We start from the raw sequence: 17,797 nt of genomic DNA, 5'->3' as shown, positions 1-17,797 counted from the left end.
TATGCTGAGAACTGTAAAGAATTTAAAAGGTTGATAAAGCAAACAAGCTGCGTCTCCTTCGTATTTAGTAGGCATAATAAAGATGAATAAAATAACACCTGTTTTATTATTAACATGCACTGCTACAGGGACAGTATACGCAAATGAACCTTTAAGCTTAGACGTCGTCTGTGAAGTAAAAAGTAAACCAACTGCTGAGTTAAGCGAAGAAAAAGATATCACTGTTGATAAACTCAACATTGATACACATACGATTTTTGATCCAAATGATCCTGAAACAACCGCTCTACATCGCTTTATAAATTGGCTGCACATAGATACCAAAAACAAAGTTGTCAGTGAGCAAATTACCTTTAAAGAAGGCGATCTAGTCAGTGAGCGTCAACTGCAAGAAGCAGAGCGTATTCTACGCAGCAAAAAGTACTTAAGAGATGCCAAAGTTAGCTATACAAAAGACTGCCTTGAAGATGAACCACGCGTGGTACAAATAGATACGTGGGACACGTGGAGTTTATTACCAACTATTAATTTTGGCCGTAGTAGCGGCAATAACAAATACAGCTTAGGCTTTAAAGAAGAGAACTTTTTGGGGTACGGGATCCGCGCATCATTAAAGTATAAATCAGATCACGAACGCTCAGGCTATCACTCTGTACTGCAAATGCCGGTTCCTTGGCAGCCTCATGCGACCCTCACTTTACAAGCTGATGACTACGATGACGGGCAAGTCTTTTTAGTGGATTATCATCAGCCTTTTTATCAACGTAGTAGTGACGCACTGATGCGCTACTTTGCCAAGTCACAAAAACAAAAAAGCTATATTTATCAAAATGGACTGACTCGTTCAGAATTTTTCACTGATGAATTAATCGCACAGTTCGCCTATGGTGGAATTTTGTCACAGGACAGAAAGCAAACCTTTCACTGGCTAGCTGGGATTGATTACGAAGATGTTAGTTACCGCCCTTTCGATACAAAACCTTTACCCGCAGGTCTTAGCGATTACAGTATTGCTGCGCCGTGGGTCGGATTACATTGGTTAGAAGACAACTATACTGTTTTACAGGATATTGACCTCATAAACCACAACGAAGACGTTAACCTAGGCTGGGAGCTAAACTCAAAGTTTGCTATAGATAGCGTTAATTTGGGGCAAGGATTTTTGTTTGATACTAATCTCACCAAAGCTTGGTTTAACAATAACACTTTGTATCGCTTTGCCACGGGTATCAAGGGCAATGTAGGTACTGAGCTTGATGACCGCTTTGCTATATATTCAAAAGCACAAATGAACTATCGCTGGTCAGATGCATTTGCCTTTTATGCTCATGTAAATGGTCATTGGCAAAACCATGAGTTTGCAGAGAAACCGCTGGCTGTTGGCGGTGAAGAAGGCATGCGAGGCTTTCCAGAAAGTTACCAACATGGTACTTCAAGCTTACAAGCAACTGCTGAGCTAAGAATGTACCCAAACATCAATCTATATCAGTTTGTGGATGTTGGCTTTGTCGGTTTTGTCGATGTAGGGCAAGCATTCGGCAGCACTGAAACGGCGAATATTTCAGATTCAATGCTAACCAGTGCTGGTGTGGGTATTCGTCTATATTCATCGCGTTCAAGTAACGATAACGTTATACATATCGACTTTAGTTCGCCTCTTGGAAGTTATCAAGATGTTGATTCGTGGCAAATAGGAATGTCAGTAGAAACAACCTTTTAAGCATCTTGTTCTTTACTCATGAGTTCCCCCATGCGCTCGATTAGCTCTTGCTCTGTGAGGTCTTCTTTATGCGTTGCAATATTCCAGATATGACCAAATGGATCGGCTAAAGTCCCCAATCTGTCACCATAAAACTGATCATGAACCGGACGTAACTCTTTTGCACCTAACGACAACGCTTTAGCAAAGACAGCATCGACATCCTCAACATAAAGCATCATATTTACAGGGGTGCCACCAAGCTGCTGTGGAGATTTATATTCCATTTCAGGGTAAGCATCAGAAAGCATGATGTAGGAGTCACCTATTATTATCTCGGCATGTGCAACCCCTCCGTCAGGCATAGGCATTTGCATTACTAGCTCAGCAGCAAACGCCTCTTTGTAAAATTCAATAGCTTTAGAAGCGCCTTCAATAATCAAATACGGGGTGACCGCATGAAAACCTTTAGGAATTGCAGAAACAGCCATGTTAAACCTCAATGTTTAATGTTTGAGCTATAAAGGTAGCAGCTGTTCTGCATTTTCACTTTATATATTTACTTAGATAATGGATTTGCAAAATCAGGTCTAGGTAGCTTTTCAAGAATGGCGTATAAATAAATCACGACTAGGCATAACCCTCCCGCAACAAAGAACAAGGTTGGACCACCGTAATAATCTAAAATTAAGCCACCACCAAGCGGTGCAAAAGCAAAACCTAAATCATAAAACGAAGCTGCGCCAAAGTACGCACCACGAAGGTGTGATGGCGCGAGTCTATCAAGGTGAACATTCATAGTCGGAAATAAAATAGTCTCAGCCAAGCTCATGACCACTATCGCACCTATCCATCCCCAGAACAGGTCTATCGGATTGAGTGCCAACCAAAATTGCGACCCCATTAAAAGTACCAAACCGATTTGAATACGCACTGTTAAGTTAAATCGCGCCATCATTCTCAATAGCAAAAATTGACTTGAAATAATCACCATCGCATTGGTAAAAATCAGCGCAGAAATCAATGCAAGTAAATCAGGAGCTTCTGCACGAGTCAGGTATTGTATTAGTGAACTATCCATTTGCGCGTAAATAAACATGCACAAAATATTGGCTAAAATTAAACATTGCAACAGCTTATCAGCAAACAAAATGCGCAATAATTGCTGGCCCTTTATTTCTGGGCTTTTAGTTTCAACCTCGTCGGCTGCGGCGCTATTTTTTGACGCTTTATCACTAACATTGAAACCCCAAACAAGTAGTACTAACAAGATAGCAAATGCGCCTGCGGTAATATAAAAACTTGACTGCTCGCCTGTTAAACCCAGCCATACGCCTGCTAATGGACCAACCGCACAACCCACATTAACGATAAAATACAGCGATTGCATGGCAAGCTCACGAGTTGCTGCATCGTCAATAATATCACCAATTGCAGCGCTGGTTAATGGCCGCCAAAGCGCGGTAGCAATCGAACATAAGGTCATCACAATCACATAGCCTGCCACTGTTTCAACCTCAGCCAACAACGAGAAAGAAATGATATACAACACGCCTGTAATATACATCAGTGTATGACGACCGACTTTATCTGAAAGGCTGCTGCCAATAAAGCTGGTGAACACTGAAATTATGGCAGCACTGGAAAGCACCAAACCGACCTCTGTCGCCGTTAAAGCAAATTTTTCGTACAAGATAACCGCGAGAAATGGCCAAACCATATAATAGCTGCCACGGGTAATAAACGAGCCGAATAAGAAGATCCACATAAGAGAAGGAAACTGCTTAAAGCGCGCTAAAGAGATATCCGAATTCATTGTTTTAATTTTTATATTAATAATTAAAACACTATACAGGAGGTGAACCTGTCATGGATATTTAATCTAAATCTAGTTTGTAACACCGTATTTACTGGCTAAAAACTCAACTTAATCATGAATACTGTAAATTGAAACCGAAACACCTTAATCTAAATAAGAATAGTTATTGATTGTATTTTTAATTTCTGTAGTATACCCGTCGTTCCTTAAAAGGATAACCAACAAAAAGAACTGGAAATCTACAATGAAATCAATAAAACCAAGTTTACTGGCCCTTGCCATAGCAACACATTTTTCAGCCTCAGCTGACGACGCTAAGCCTAAACAAGATATGGAACGCTTAGTTATTACAGCAACCGGCTTTGAGCAAAAAGTTACTGAAGCACCTGCAAGTATTTCAATTATCACTAATGAAGATATTAAGTCTCACGCCTTCACCTCAGTGCTTGATGCAGTGCAGTATTTAGAAGGTATCGACATTGGCACAACCCGTGATAAAACAGGCCAAGGCAGTGTGAGTATGCGTGGTTTAACAGGCGAGTACACCCTGTTACTTATTGATGGTAAACGCCAAAATAATCATGGCGATATTTACCCAAACAATTTTGGAGGCAACGCGTTTAACCACGTACCGCCTGTCGATGCCATTGAGCGTGTCGAAGTTATCCGCGGCCCTGCATCAACCCTTTATGGTGCTGATGCGCTTGGCGGTGTAATTAATATCATCACTAAAAAGCATACTGATAGCTGGAGCGGTGCTGTTTCATTTAGCCGCTCATTACAACAAAACGATGATTTTGGTGATGACATTACCACTGACTTTAGTGTGATGGGGCCGCTGATCAAAGACGTATTAAGCTTAGGCGTACGCGGTAGTGTTTACGAGCAACAGGCATCATCACCGACATTTGAACCAGCTACCGACCCTAATGGCGTTGTTCATGTTCGCTCTTTAGGTTTTGGTAGTGGTGGGCGTACTGTTGATAACACTAATGAGCAGTATGGTATTACCCTAACTTATACCCCGTTTGATTCTCATCATTTACGCTTTGATTATGATAACTCAAGTCAAGTGTACGACAACACACCAAGCTACAACATTGAATCAGGCACCATTACTTACCCACTTGGTACTAAAGATAACATTGAATCTATTTGGCAAGATCGTCGTGGCCAAGTAAACCCGCGCGCAGGCTATGCTGCAGACCAAGAGTTTGATCGTGAATGGTGGTCACTAAGTTACGATGGAGAGCTTAACTGGGCAACGGTGAAGGCCTCTGTTTCATATGTTGATACGCAAAACAATGGCCGTACTTTACCGCTAAGTGTAAGCGAACGATTAGAGCTGCAAGCTATGTACGATGGTACTGGCGAATACGAGGGAATGGACGAGCAAGCACGTAAAGACTTAGCTGAAGAAACTTTCTTACCACGCCCTACTCGCCCGCTAGAAAGCAGCCAATATACGTATGATTTACGCTTTGATATTCCTATCACTGGCAGCTTTGGTAGCCATAACCTTGCAATTGGTGGCCAGCTTATCGATGGTGAGTTAAAAGACGGTGTATTTGGCCTTGAAAGTGACCAAGCAGGTCAAGTGCAAGAGCAAAACATGTACTCGCTATTTTCCGAAGATAACTGGATGGCAACTGACAACTTTACCTTTACATTAGGCGCTCGTTACGATGACCATGATGTATTTGGCAGCCAAGTATCACCACGCGTTTATGGTGTATACAACATATCAGACACTTGGACGATAAAAGGGGGTGTCAGTACGGGTTATAAAACACCTCAAACAACTGACCTTTACGACGGTATCACCGGATTTGGTGGTCAAGGCACAAGCCCATTTGCGGGTAACCCAGATTTAGAACCTGAAACAAGTGTGAACTCAGAAGTTGCACTTTACTGGACTTCGCTTGATGGTGATCACAACATTAATGTGACTTACTACAACACCAAGTTTGAAGACAAAATTGCCCGCGGCGATACTATTTTAAGCTGTGAGCAAACTAATAATGTGCGCCCATGTGTGAACTTAGGTCAGTACGATCAGCTTGGCTACGATAGCTACAGCCAAAAGATCAATATCGACGAAGTAGACTTGCAAGGTGTTGAAATTGCAGGTCAATACACTATCACTAAAACAGTGTCTGTTAACGGTAACTACACGTGGACTGATAGCGAACAAAAGAGCGGTCCTGAAGAAGGTCAACCATTAACTAACTCAGCTGAGCACATGGCAAACCTTACCCTAAACTGGGAAGCGACTGACTTTATGAACTTATACCTACAAGGTGTATATCGTTCAGACCGTTACCGCGGCTGGGATAACGTGCACGACAAAGCGCTATATTACAAAAACTACAACCTACTTAATTTAGGTGCGCAGTTTTATGTAAATGAGTACGTGCAAATCAATGCCCGTGTAAACAACCTATTAGACGAAGATTTCACCTCATATAGCACTAGCTATACCGACCTAAATGGCGATGGTGAGTACGAATACCTAACAGGTCGCGGTGTAGTTAGCGAAGTCACATTCACAGACGACTACAACGTTAAAGATAAAGGCCGTAACTTCTGGATTGGCGTTACCGCTTACTTCTAAACTCCCTGAAAATAGGCAGCACGTAGTTAGATGCTGTCTATTTTTCCTACTGTCACTAAACTGCCAACTTCACCTACTATGCTGATGATACCTGCGTAAGCTTATTTGTCAGTCTATGGAACATACCCTTACAGCCAGCGGTATCAGTATTAGTTATCAAGATGAAGGCGATAAAAATGCGCCGGTGATCATCTTAATTATTGGCTTAGGTGCTCAATTTACCGTTTGGCCAGAGTCGCTTTACTTTGGCTTGGTCGAAAAAGGCTTTCGGGTTATTCGTTTTGATAATCGCGATGCAGGGCTATCCACATCGTTAGATGAGTTAGGTAAGCCAAGTCTTGTAAAACACTGGCTTAGCCGCCGATTACCCATTCGTGCAAAGCTGCCCTATTCGCTCGATGATATGGCTCGCGACGTAAAAGAGTTAATGGATGCTCTTAATATCAAAAAAGCACATTTAGTGGGTGCTTCTATGGGTGGTATGATTGCCCAAATTGCCGCAGCAAAATATAAAAAGCGCGTGCTGAGCTTAACCTCTATTATGTCGAGTAGTTCGCCCTTATCGTTTTCGGGTTCAAACATAAACCTACTAGTAAAGCTCGCAAAAATACGCCCCCGAAGCAGTAATAAGGAAGCCGCGATTGATTACAATGTTAGGCTAAACCAACTCATTGGCAGCCCAGCCTACCCACAAGATGAACACGCTTTATACGCCAACGCCGAGCGTTATATAGCGCGTGCCCACACTAATCAAACAGGTTTTAAACGTCAGCTTGCAGCCATTGCCGCAACACCCTATCGCGAGCAACTTTTAAAGAAGATTAAAGCCCCGACGTTAGTGATCCACGGCAGTGCTGATCCTGTCATGCCATTGTCTGCTGGTATCAACACCGCACTGTTAATAAAGCGCAGCAAATTAAGAGTCGTGCCCGGTATGGGCCATGACTTTCCACCCGCTTTAATGAAAAAAATGACTAAATGGATTGCTAAACACGCACATAAAGTCAGTGCCAAAAAAGCCGCTAAAAATAAAGCTCTCAACACTTAAAGTCGCTAATTTTGGCTGTGCTGATGAGCACTTACTCATATAGGGTTTTCTATTATTCATTAATGATAAATTAGAGTCATAAAAAAGCCACTTTGCAGTGGCTTTTCAAAATAGGCTTTAACTAAACACTAAACTGATGCCATGGGCCTGTTATAGCGAGTGTTTTTGAAGGTGAGTAAACATTCACAAACAAAGTGCTTCCATCTGGTGAGAAACAGGCACCTGCCAGCTCGGTTTGCGCAACTAAACGGGCAAAATTATAAACTTGGCCTTGCGGTGTAACACCACGAAGATGATTATCAACCACATCAGTGTATTGGTCTTCACACACAATTAAATGACCATTAGGTGACACAGTAAGGTTATCGCCAAAGTTGTAGAAGGTTTTGCTGGTACTTTCTACAAACAACGAGATTTTACCTGGTTGCTCTGCTTCTTTTGCCGTGCCTTCAAACTCTGATGGCTGATATTTCATAACCTGACCAAGTTGCTTTTTACCGCCATTGGTACAGCAAAAATAAAGCTCTTTATCACCCCAGTGAATACCTTCACCACGGGCAAATAATGCCGCACCTTGTTTGTAACCGCGTAGGCGTAAGTCATCCTTCGGGCTTTCTGGGTTATCTAGATTGACCCACTCAACCTCTAGTTCTTGATGTAACACCATGGCTTTGTTATTCCAGTTACGGCTATCAAATTGTGGCTTACCTTTCACCATCATAGCCTGTAATTGCCCGCCTTTGTGTAGCTTGCCATATTCATTTGGAATAAATCGATAAAAGACGCTATCACCTTTGTCTTCGGTTAGATAAACAATACCTGTACGCGGATCAACAGCAGCCGCTTCATGGTTAAATCGACCCATGGCTCTTAATGGCTCAGGTTTGATTAAGCCTTTGCTATTTGCGGGTACTTCAAAAATATAACCATGGTCTTGGTTAAACCCATCAGCTTTAGTATCAGTGGTTTCTTCACAGGTAAGCCACGAACCCCATGGCGTGATACCACCAGAGCAGTTACGAATTGTGCCGACCAATGACAGATATTCTTGCTCTTTTTGATGGGTTTTTAAGTTATAAACTATATGACTTGTACCGCCCGGTAACGCCACACCTTCACTGTTGGTATCAAAAGCCAGGGGCGTTTTATGGTTGGCAATACTTGCTTCGGCTTTCGCTAAATCTTTTGGTTTTAATTCATGGTTTCGCACTAATGCAACGCGGTCATTACCAAGTGCTAGGCAGCCCATACCATCAGCTTTATCAGGTACCGTAAATCCATCAGACATTTTCTCACCGAGGCTTGAAACGACTTGATAACTAAAGCCCTCTGGTAAATCGAGCAATTTATCTGGATCAGGAATTAACGGGCCAAAGCCGACAGCCGTTGTTTTTAAATCTCCTAACGACACCTTACCTATGGCACTTTTTGATAATCCTAAAAAGGCTATTGTGCCCGCCCCTACTAAAAATTCTCGACGTGAAACCATGTTAACTCCAAGCTAAAAACCAGCTTTATCATACAAATAAAAAAGGCATTATAAAGCAATGAAACGATAAAAAGTTACATTATCACAATATTCACGAAATTGTCATAAAGCTTCTTATACCTGATAGTACCCCGCAGCATTAAAAACAATTGATCTACGCTTGATATAATTGCGAATAATTTATAATCTCATGATGCTTTTATCATACAAGTAAACCGCTTAAACTAAGACTTAATGTATTTCTAAGAAACAACTATGTTACTAAAATCAAAAACATTTATTGCATTCTCATTGGCGCTTTTAAGCTTTAGCCAACACGCCTTTAGCTTGCAGTTTGGCAGTAAAGTCGACAGTGACAAACTCATTAAAATTTCGACGGTTATGGCCACGCCAGACGATTACCTAGCAAGTCCAATTACTGTAGAAGGGACTATCACAGGGGTTTGCGAAAAACGTGGTTGCTGGATGACGCTTGCATCAGACAAACGCTTTGAAAATTTACGTATCAAAGTTGAAGATGGCGACATGGTATTCCCGATGACGGCTAAAGGCAGTAAAGCTATCGTAACTGGTAAACTCGATAAAATTCAGCTTAGCCTTGTCCGCACTAAAGCGCTACTTGCTCACAAAGCGCAGCAAGCCGGCGAAAGTTTTGATGTAAACTCTGTAACTGAAGCAATGGCTATTTATCAGCTCGTCCCGAGCGGAGTTGAAATCATTGAGTAACAAATCAAGTATCAACTGGTTTAAGTTAAACAGAAACTTACACCGCGATATTGGTTATTTTTGTGTTGGTTTAGTGATTATCTTTGCGGTTTCTGGCATTGCAGTAAACCACAAAGATGATTGGAACCCAAACTACAAAGTAAGCCACCAGCAAATCAGTGTGAGCGATGAAACTTGGCAGTTAGATAATGACGAGTTGTTGATTGAGCAAATTATCTCCCATGCTGATATAAGCGAGCCGGTAAAGGCCTCTTATTGGGTATCGCCGCAAGAGTTTAAGGTGTTTTTAAAAAACGGTAACAACCTCAGCCTTAAACTCAATCAAGATATCATAAACTATGAAGCCATTGAGCCTCGCCATGTGATTCAAGCATTTAACCGCTTACACTTAAACGAGACAAACGCTTCGTGGGTTATTTTTTCTGATATTTTTGCTGGGCTGCTGCTGTTTTTAGCGATCAGCGGCTTGTTTATGATCAAAGGTAAAAATAGCCCATGGGGCAGCCGCTCAGTATTAGTCATCAGCGGTATGCTGCTTCCAGCAGCTTATGTGTTTTTATAACTACAAAAAAGGCACTAGCGCTTGCTAATGCCTTTTTCTCGAACAGCCGAACCTAGAACCTAAATTCAAAGTTTACATTTGCTGCAGTCTCACTTTCACTACGATCAAACCAATTCATCGATTTATAGACCGCCTCACCTGTAATGGCGAACCAATGTGTGAATGCATACTCAAGAGCAATGCTGACACCGGCATTGTGGCCGTCGTAATCAGCGCTAAAATCAAGGCATAGCTCTGGCGTATCACTACATGCTCGAGTTAACATAGCCCCTTCTTCGCTGGCAAGATAATACATCTGCGTATAATCAACATCGATAGAGCCTTTTTGATAAAAGACACTGCCATATAACAAGGCTTTTGAACTTAAACGGTAACCTGAAATAAGTGCAATATCATAAGTATCGTGCGACAAATCCCAATCATAGGTATCGTCATCATAATTACCCGCTAATAGTGGACCATACCCCGCATCTTTACTGCGAATATAGCCAAGGCTAACCGCCATAGAGAGGTTTTTCTCGGCGGCAGACTCTAAAGGGCTGCCATAAAACTGATGCTTAATAGCGTATTTTTCATAATCATGATCGCCGCCAATACCTGCACCTAGGGTAAGCTCCGTCGAATAACCTAAGGTCATACTCATCGAAGTAGTTAACGCGGTACTCGTTGATGTGCTCTCACTGGTATCTTTAGCAATAATCTTGCTTGTATCAGTACCAACGGTTGCACGAAAATGAAAGGGGTCACTGTTGATCTCGGGGCTCTCAAAGCGGGCCATCGATACACCTGTTTCGGTTGTAGATTGACAGCCAGCTAATAAACCTAAAGCTATAAACGCCAAAAGAGGCTTTAACGTTTTCACTTAATTTCCTTATATATTATTATTTTAACGCGAAGATTCTAGACTAAGGCCTGGTAGCTCGCAATAAATTAATAACAAAAAAGGTACAAACTCTATATTAAGCGCGTTCATCCTTGGGTGATTCCATCACGACATGAGTTGTAATGGTTCTTACTTGTGGGATAGAGCCAAGTACATCAGCATGAAACGCTTTATAGGACTTAAGATCTGTTGTTTCAATTCTCAGCAAATATTCAAACGAGCCAGTTACATTGTGGCACTCTTTTACTTCATCAATAAACTCAAGAGCTTGTTCGAATGCTCGCTGAGATATTGTTGAGTGCTCATTTAAACCAACCCCAACATAAGCGATAAATCCTAGGCCAACAGCCTGATTATTAATAACCGCTCGATACCCCGCAATAACCCCAAGCTTTTCTAATTCTTGCACTCTACGAAGGCATGCTGATGGCGATAAACCCACTTTTTCTGCCAGTTCTGCATTGGCAATTCGGCCATTACTCTTAAGCTCACGCAATATTCTATCGTTAATTTTGTCTTTTTTCATTTTTGATTGTGAATTTCAAATATCAATAACAATATTAAGCGCAATAATTGTGCATATTACAACTTATAATTGCACCATAATTCAAATGGAGAAATAGTAATGAGTTTTGAAATTTTAACAGCCTTGGCATTATTTGCGTTGGTGTCATCAATTACCCCAGGACCGAATAACTTAATGTTGATGAGCTCAGGTGCTAACTTTGGCTTTAAAAGAACCATGCCACACTTACTTGGCGTGACGTTTGGCTTTATGTTTATGCTGGTTTTGGTGGGCCTTGGCATCATGCAGCTATTTGATTTGTTTCCACCAAGCTATTTGATATTAAAAGTATTTTGCATTGCTTACTTACTCTATCTGGCGTTTAAAATTGCCACAAGTAATGCACAACAAAAAGCCAGTAGTGAAAGTAAGCCACTTACTTTTATTCAGGCTGCACTATTTCAATGGGTGAACCCAAAAGCGTGGGCAATGGCGTTAAGCGCGGTTAGTTTGTATGCCCCAGACAAAAACCTCACCTCAGTGTTAATAGTAAGCCTTGTATTTGGCTTAATTAACCTGCCATGCGTCAGCTCATGGACTTTACTTGGCGAAAAGCTTCAACATTTGCTTGCCAGCCCAAAGCGCTTGAAAGCATTTAACTACCTAATGGCAATACTATTAATCGCTTCAGTGATGTTTAGTTTGTTTTGATTTGGGCAAGCTTTGCTTGGCTTATTTTTCACATGGCACTAAAAAATCAACATGGTAATGCTCATCATGTCGTACCCAAGATGGTCTAGTCGAAAACTGGATGTGCTTTTTAAATCATCTGCATACTTGGTTTTATAAAGCCCTGCAGGGTTGGGTCAAAGGTCACCCGCCAAAGATCGTAACCTTTTGCTGTTGCCGATGTATGCAGCTCAACAATATGAGCTGCTAAAGCGGTGTAATCAACCTTAAACTGTTCAAACTGGCCTTGTTCATAAAATTCAATGTCGTAGCCAAAACGATTGAAAACGAGAGTTGGCAAATGAACGGATTGCCCCTTTTCGTTAACAACAGATGTCATAAAATCAACCGACAGGCCATTTTGATGGGTTTTATGCGGGCTAAATTTCCCGCCATTTACTAAGCCCGTTTCAGCATATTTGTATCGTTTATCTGGATGGGATTTCTGGAGCGTTTGGTAAGCATCAACAATGATGTTTTTTACCTGCGAATGAACATACGTACGCCCTACCAGCTCAGCCACTTTGCTGTAACTGGTAAAGTTATCGCCATTGCTTGGCAGTTTTACTGCATTACGTACATAGCCATTGGCAGTAACCACATAAACTGTTAGCCATAGCCGACTGAGAGCTAATTAATAAGACTACAACTAAACACGTTTATGCGGCAAAAAATAACGGTCGAAACCAAATTAAAATAAACGCTTAAAGCATACTCTTTAAGGTCGCGTCTTTATCTATGAAATGATGCTTAAGCGCCGCTAAAATATGGATTGAAAGGGCCGCTGATAACAAATAGCCAGATAAAATATGAATTTGCCAGCCAAAATCGCTTAACCAAGCATTAAACGCAACGGCCTGACCCGTTTCATTGTAATTACTAGCAATTAATTGCCACGAAAAAACAGCAATACCAAAACCGCCAAAACCACTATAAAAAGCACCTGACAGTAACATTACAGCTAGCAAGATTAGCAAGCCCCAATGATAAAAATGAAGCCACTTAGTTAAGCTCGTTTGTATGGCAGATTGAAACGGCTGATAGAGCCTATAAACTATCCTTAATAACCAGATGATAGCAATGATCACCGCGATTGATTTATGCCAATGATACAAGCTGTAATCAGTCACCCAGGTCATGTAGTAACCCAACACAAGTACGCTCAGAATTAATATCGCACTTAGCCAGTGCAAAATCTTATGTGTTTTCTGTGTCTTTATTGTCATGAACTTTATCCTTAAAAACTATATTCATGACTTAATAGTAAAGATTAAGCTTTTGTTTTAAATAAGATTGTGACGAAAGCCATCATTCTGTGACGAATGCACTCGACTCACTTAATACATTTGCTAGAGCAGGCTTAAAAGTTTTGCTAACAGGAATGCTAAACCCTAGTTTCATCTGTAAAGTTGCATTTGCTTTATGAAGATTAAAATCTTCAATGTGGGCTAAGTTTACAAGGTAGCTGCGATGCACTTGCTTGAATTCATAGCAAGGCAAGTGAGCTTGGCTGTTTTTGATGGTATCTCTTTTTAAAAAGCATTCAGATAATGTTTGTATTTCGACATAGTTGCCTGCAGCTTTAATAAATAATATTGATTCTGGAGAAAGTCTCTTAACAACCCCTTTGTGGTTTATTTCAATATACTTAGGTGAACCTTTCTCTGGCTTATCTTGCTTCGCTTGTGGCAAAAACGACATGCTGCATAATCGCCACAACGCCAAAACTAAGCAACACGCTATTAAGTACTTTGGTAAAAGCTGGATAAATGACGCTGCAATTGCATAACCATAAAAAGAGTAATCAATAAAAATACGTAAGATCACCAATGAACAAATAGCAACTGTGCACGCGATAATAAAAACAAATACGTTATTACGGACTCTGCCTTTTAAATCAACAAAAGCCACCAATGCAATATTTAAAGCACATAAAGCCCCCCACTCTTTGAACCAAAAAACCTGTGAGTCCATAAACTGATATTGGCCTCCTGCAGTTAAATGGCGCCAAAAAAAGCAATATACATTAAATAAAATAAAAAAAGCCCCCCATAAAAAAGCCGCTTTTTGCCAAAGTTTTGTTAATTGCTGCCAGTATTTATAAATAATCATAGCCACTCCATTTGAATCATAAAAGATAGCAAAAATAAGTACTTCCTTATAAAGGCTTTTTAATTATATGTTAAAGCTTGTTAGTTCATACAAAAGCTCTCTGGTAAATTCAAGCTAGGCCACTATAATTAGTTCGAGCTTATAATAAAATTTCAATATGTAGTGCTATGTCTTTAAAAGTATTATTAAATTTTAAATTAAACTGGGTGTTTTTGTGCGCCTGTTTTTGGCTTTTTGCTCTGCCAATTCAGGCCAAATATGTGGTGGCTGTTGTGGGTAAAACCAAGAACGATAGCTTTTATCAGCAAGCCTTTAAAGGTTGTGAGCAATTTGCAAAACAACATCTCGATTTTGAATGTATTTACGACGGCCCTAAAGACTTTCAAGATATTCGCACCCAAGTGTTAGTGATCACCGACCTCATTCGTAGAAACAATATTAGTGGTTTATTAATCGCAACCACAGACTCTAATTATCTTGTTGCAAGAGCTCTTAAACAGCTTAAAGATAACAACATTCCTGTAATTACTTTTGACTCTGATCTGCTCGAAGAAGATCAGCAATATCGTTTAGCCTATGTAGGTACTAATAATTTTGATTATGGTGTTGCGTTAGGCAACGAATTAAAAAAATTTACTAACAAAACAACCAACCAAGTGTGTATTCAGTCAGGGCATTCAACGACACCTAATTTAAACAAGCGTATTGAAGGTGTGCGCTATGCATTATCAGGGCAAAAAGATAAACGTTTAAGCGGTGAAAATGGCTGGAGTGAGTTTGATCGATGTCCTTTGTATAGCTTAGGCAAGCGAGAGGTATCCCTCGGCCAGCTCGACAAACTTCTTAACCTAGAAAATCCACCACTATTTTTAGCTGTAGCAGGTTTTGCCCAATTTAACCCTAACTATGCAAACGTAATTGCTAAACATAAACAGCGCATTGCTAATCAAGAGGTAGTGATCGTTTCTGCCGATACAGAGCAAATGCAATTAGACATATTAAAGCAAGGATTATCATCGGCTAACATTGGTCAAAACCCATTTGAAATGGGCCGTCTGTCTGCTGAATTGATGTATCAGTACCTAACTAAAGGTGAGCGACCCGCTAAGTCTCACTATTATTTAGACTTTCACTATTGCCAGCAAAGTAATGCTGGTACTTGCACCGTTAATCACTAAAACTTTGATCTCACTAAAGTGCAATTAACTAGATAAGGACTAGACTTACAACAACTTGATTAATTGAAAGGATTTAGCAATGACACACCTAGTTAGTGATTTGATGACGCCAGACCCGTTTGCTATTAGTGCACAAAATACCCTGCATGACGCTCATAACCTAATGAAAGAGAAGAATGTCCGTCATATCCCAGTGATCAATGAGCACGGTGGTTTAGTTGGCATGTTAACGCAAAAAATCATGATTGCTCAGGTAATGAATATCATGGCTAATTACAGCGCCAGCGCCCTTGAACGAAAAGAAAAACAAACCAAAGTAGTTGATATCATGGCTACCGATTTTACCAGTATCTCGCCAGAGCAACCGTTGCATGACGTCGCTAAGTTCTTTGTCGAAAATCGCCACGGCTGCATGCCTGTAGTTGATAAAGATAACAACTTAGTGGGAATTCTAACCTCATCTGACTTTGTTCGCTTAGCAGCAGCATTACTCTCTTAAGCCGTTAAGTTTAAACTTATATCTGCACACTGAATTTTTTACATTCGGTGTGCAGAGTTTTCATACTCCACCTTAGCCATAGCTACTGCAACAAAACACAAAAAAAATCTAACCAAATAAATTCAACAACTTAACCACAAATCTCTTTTAGGCATAACGTTTGCTTCTATCTAACTAAACATGCTTTTAAAACTAAAAGCGAAAGGAAATTAATAGATAATCTCGGAGGAGTAATGAGTAATTCATCATCAAAAGTCGCAGAATTTACAGCACCGGGTGTTAAAGACCAAGCTGCAGCTGACACAATTGCTATTTTAGACCAGCGTATGGTCGCTTTAATCGATTTACACCTCACTTTAAAACACATTCACTGGAATGTTGTTGGACCTAATTTTATTGGTGTACACGAAATGCTCGACCCGCAAGTAAGCGCAGTCCAAGAGATGACTGATACGATTGCAGAGCGTATTGCAACTATGGGTGGCGTACCTGTTGGCACACCACAATCAATTGTAGATCGCCGTACATGGGAAGACTATTCAATTGGTAAAGGTTTAGTGACTGACCATCTATCTTCACTTGATAAAGTGTACAACGGCGTCAATAAAGACCACCGTGCAGCTATCGAAAAGCTTGGTGAGCTAGACCCAGTTTCTGAAGATATGATCACCGGCCAACTGGCCGATTTAGAACAATTCCAATGGTTTGTTCGTGCGCATATTGAATCGTCTACCGGCGAATTGAAAGGCTAAACCCCCTAGGTCTATCCGAAGACCCCTTGCCCAGCATTTGCTGGGCTTTTTTATGCTTTGTTATACCAACCCGCTTAATTAAGTAGTCTATTTTGAGGCAATTAAACCTCGTTGATAACAAGGCAAAAATTTCGTTATTTAGTTGTTCTAAATGAGAAATTTTTAACGCAGTTAGCGACAGGTTTAATCCCTCAAAATGATTAAGTATTACTGCGGGTTGGTATTACAACCAACCTTTATGTTTAAAGAACAAGTAAGGTGCAAAGCCAGACAGCAACATAATGCCAATTGCAAACGGGTAACCCCATGCCCATTGCAGTTCTGGCATGCTGTTAAAATTCATCCCATAGATACTTGCGACGACGGTCGGAGGTAAAAACACCACAGAAGCAATTGAAAAGGTTTTGATAATTTGGTTTTGTTCGATGTTAATAAAACCCTGAGTCGAGTCCATTAAAAAGTTCACTTTATCAAACAAGAAGGTACAGTGAGACATAAGGGTATCAATATCGAGCACAATTTCACGCAGTGATTCGCGGTCTTCTGTTGGTGCTCCTAAGTAGCGCAGTAAAAACGAGATATTCCGACGCGTATCCATCAAACATAAACGCACCTTGCCGTTGTTATCTTCAAGACGAGAGATTCGGCTAACGGCTTCTTCTAAATCTGAGTCGTCTTCTTCAAGTACATAAGCACTGAGTTTTTCTAATTGATGGTGCATGTCTTCAAGCATATCTGCGTGGTTTTCGACTTTTTGATCAAACAAAGTTACTAAAAGTTGCTTGGGATTATCACACGCCACTTGCCCTTTTCGAGCACGAAGTCGTAATAAACGAAAATCGGCTAATTCATCATCACGGATTGTCAGCAAACAGTTGTCTTGTAACAAACAAGCCACTGTCACCGTATTAAAGCGCCCTTCATTTGGTGACATAAAAAGCGCATGCACATGCAAGCCTTCATGGTCGATAAAACACCGGGAAGACGCCTCGATTTCTTCAACATCATCAGCACCGGGTAAGGTAATATTGAGGGTACCTGCCAGTGCTTGTCGTTCTTCTTCTGTTGGATTTATGGTATCAATCCAGTGGGCATTTTTAATAGAAGTGACAAGAGGCGTATCAGCAGCTGGTTCGGTTTCTGTAATTACACCTTGGTCTATAGAAAAAAATCGTAACATGC

Annotated in this window: 18 protein-coding genes; 9 read left to right on the top strand and 9 right to left on the bottom strand. The window is 40.7% G+C overall.

Going from position 1 to position 17,797, the window contains the following annotated elements:
- Nucleotides 1-82 precede the first annotated feature (82 nt).
- Nucleotides 83-1,720 carry a hypothetical protein gene (locus EVU92_RS08865; protein ID WP_130050918.1) on the top strand — a complete coding sequence of 546 codons (1,638 nt, stop codon included), beginning with the start codon at nt 83-85 and terminating at the stop codon, nt 1,718-1,720.
- Here the strand turns inward: EVU92_RS08865 and EVU92_RS08860 are convergent.
- Both EVU92_RS08860 and EVU92_RS08855 read right to left on the bottom strand, forming a co-directional pair.
- Nucleotides 1,717-2,190: a VOC family protein gene (locus EVU92_RS08860; protein WP_130050917.1), complete on the bottom strand. Its 474-nt coding sequence runs from the start codon at nt 2,188-2,190 to the stop codon at nt 1,717-1,719. The genes EVU92_RS08865 and EVU92_RS08860 overlap by 4 nt on opposite strands.
- Nucleotides 2,191-2,258: 68 nt before the next feature.
- Nucleotides 2,259-3,515, bottom strand: a complete 1,257-nt coding sequence (locus tag EVU92_RS08855) for an MFS transporter (protein ID WP_130050916.1) — start codon at nt 3,513-3,515, stop codon at nt 2,259-2,261.
- A 247-nt stretch (nt 3,516-3,762) separates the two neighbouring features.
- Between EVU92_RS08855 and EVU92_RS08850 the strand changes: the two genes are divergently transcribed.
- Nucleotides 3,763-6,132: a TonB-dependent receptor gene (locus EVU92_RS08850; RefSeq protein WP_130050915.1), complete on the top strand. Its 2,370-nt coding sequence runs from the start codon at nt 3,763-3,765 to the stop codon at nt 6,130-6,132.
- Between the two features lie 115 nt (nt 6,133-6,247).
- Nucleotides 6,248-7,180, top strand: a complete 933-nt coding sequence (locus tag EVU92_RS08845) for an alpha/beta hydrolase (RefSeq protein WP_130050914.1) — start codon at nt 6,248-6,250, stop codon at nt 7,178-7,180.
- 121 nt (nt 7,181-7,301) lie between these two features.
- On the opposite strand, the gene EVU92_RS08840 is transcribed toward EVU92_RS08845, so the two are convergent.
- Nucleotides 7,302-8,669 (bottom strand): alkaline phosphatase PhoX, encoded by a 1,368-nt coding sequence (locus EVU92_RS08840; RefSeq protein WP_130050913.1) that lies wholly within the window; start codon nt 8,667-8,669, stop codon nt 7,302-7,304.
- A 255-nt stretch (nt 8,670-8,924) separates the two neighbouring features.
- On the opposite strand from EVU92_RS08840, the gene EVU92_RS08835 reads away from it, so the two are divergent.
- Both EVU92_RS08835 and EVU92_RS08830 read left to right on the top strand, forming a co-directional pair.
- Nucleotides 8,925-9,395, top strand: coding sequence for a DUF4920 domain-containing protein (locus tag EVU92_RS08835; RefSeq protein ID WP_130050912.1), 471 nt, complete (start codon nt 8,925-8,927; stop codon nt 9,393-9,395).
- On the top strand, nt 9,388-9,957 hold the full coding sequence (locus EVU92_RS08830) for a PepSY-associated TM helix domain-containing protein (RefSeq protein ID WP_130050911.1): 570 nt from the start codon (nt 9,388-9,390) through the stop codon (nt 9,955-9,957). The genes EVU92_RS08835 and EVU92_RS08830 overlap by 8 nt, the downstream gene beginning before the upstream one ends.
- A 52-nt stretch (nt 9,958-10,009) precedes the next feature.
- Here EVU92_RS08830 and EVU92_RS08825 read toward each other — a convergent pair whose 3' ends face one another.
- Both EVU92_RS08825 and EVU92_RS08820 read right to left on the bottom strand, forming a co-directional pair.
- Nucleotides 10,010-10,819, bottom strand: coding sequence for a hypothetical protein (locus tag EVU92_RS08825; RefSeq protein WP_130050910.1), 810 nt, complete (start codon nt 10,817-10,819; stop codon nt 10,010-10,012).
- 97 nt (nt 10,820-10,916) lie between these two features.
- Complete coding sequence (locus tag EVU92_RS08820; RefSeq protein ID WP_130050909.1) at nt 10,917-11,366, bottom strand: Lrp/AsnC family transcriptional regulator; 450 nt, start codon at nt 11,364-11,366, stop codon at nt 10,917-10,919.
- 99 nt (nt 11,367-11,465) lie between these two features.
- Between EVU92_RS08820 and EVU92_RS08815 the strand changes: the two genes are divergently transcribed.
- Nucleotides 11,466-12,056: a LysE family translocator gene (locus tag EVU92_RS08815; protein WP_130050908.1), complete on the top strand. Its 591-nt coding sequence runs from the start codon at nt 11,466-11,468 to the stop codon at nt 12,054-12,056.
- A 109-nt stretch (nt 12,057-12,165) separates the two neighbouring features.
- On the opposite strand, the gene EVU92_RS08810 is transcribed toward EVU92_RS08815, so the two are convergent.
- From EVU92_RS08810 to EVU92_RS08800, 3 genes are all read right to left on the bottom strand, one after another.
- The gene (locus tag EVU92_RS08810) at nt 12,166-12,675 is read right to left on the bottom strand and encodes a penicillin-insensitive murein endopeptidase (RefSeq protein ID WP_240701306.1); all 510 of its coding nucleotides are present in this window, start codon (nt 12,673-12,675) and stop codon (nt 12,166-12,168) included.
- A gap of 103 nt (nt 12,676-12,778) precedes the next feature.
- Entirely contained in the window at nt 12,779-13,300 is a 522-nt protein-coding gene (locus EVU92_RS08805; RefSeq protein WP_130050907.1) for a cytochrome b/b6 domain-containing protein, read from the bottom strand.
- 82 nt (nt 13,301-13,382) lie between these two features.
- Nucleotides 13,383-14,186: a LytTR family DNA-binding domain-containing protein gene (locus tag EVU92_RS08800; protein ID WP_130050906.1), complete on the bottom strand. Its 804-nt coding sequence runs from the start codon at nt 14,184-14,186 to the stop codon at nt 13,383-13,385.
- A 167-nt stretch (nt 14,187-14,353) separates the two neighbouring features.
- Here EVU92_RS08800 and EVU92_RS08795 point away from each other — a divergent pair, with 167 nt between their 5' ends.
- From EVU92_RS08795 to dps, 3 genes are all read left to right on the top strand, one after another.
- Nucleotides 14,354-15,364, top strand: a complete 1,011-nt coding sequence (locus tag EVU92_RS08795) for a substrate-binding domain-containing protein (RefSeq protein WP_130050905.1) — start codon at nt 14,354-14,356, stop codon at nt 15,362-15,364.
- A 79-nt stretch (nt 15,365-15,443) separates the two neighbouring features.
- On the top strand, nt 15,444-15,863 hold the full coding sequence (locus EVU92_RS08790; protein ID WP_130050904.1) for a CBS domain-containing protein: 420 nt from the start codon (nt 15,444-15,446) through the stop codon (nt 15,861-15,863).
- A gap of 233 nt (nt 15,864-16,096) precedes the next feature.
- The gene (gene dps, locus EVU92_RS08785) at nt 16,097-16,615 is read left to right on the top strand and encodes a DNA starvation/stationary phase protection protein Dps (RefSeq protein WP_130050903.1); all 519 of its coding nucleotides are present in this window, start codon (nt 16,097-16,099) and stop codon (nt 16,613-16,615) included.
- Between the two features lie 223 nt (nt 16,616-16,838).
- Here dps and corA read toward each other — a convergent pair whose 3' ends face one another.
- A complete protein-coding gene (corA, locus tag EVU92_RS08775; protein ID WP_130050902.1) occupies nt 16,839-17,795 on the bottom strand; it encodes a magnesium/cobalt transporter CorA in 957 nt (318 codons plus the stop codon).
- Nucleotides 17,796-17,797: the final 2 nt, after the last annotated feature.

Source organism: Pseudoalteromonas sp. MEBiC 03485, assembly GCF_004195145.1.
GTDB lineage: Bacteria > Pseudomonadota > Gammaproteobacteria > Enterobacterales > Alteromonadaceae > Pseudoalteromonas > Pseudoalteromonas apostichopi.
The sequence above is the reverse complement of the archived record's forward strand: the minus strand, read 5'-3'. Positions and strand labels throughout refer to the sequence as shown.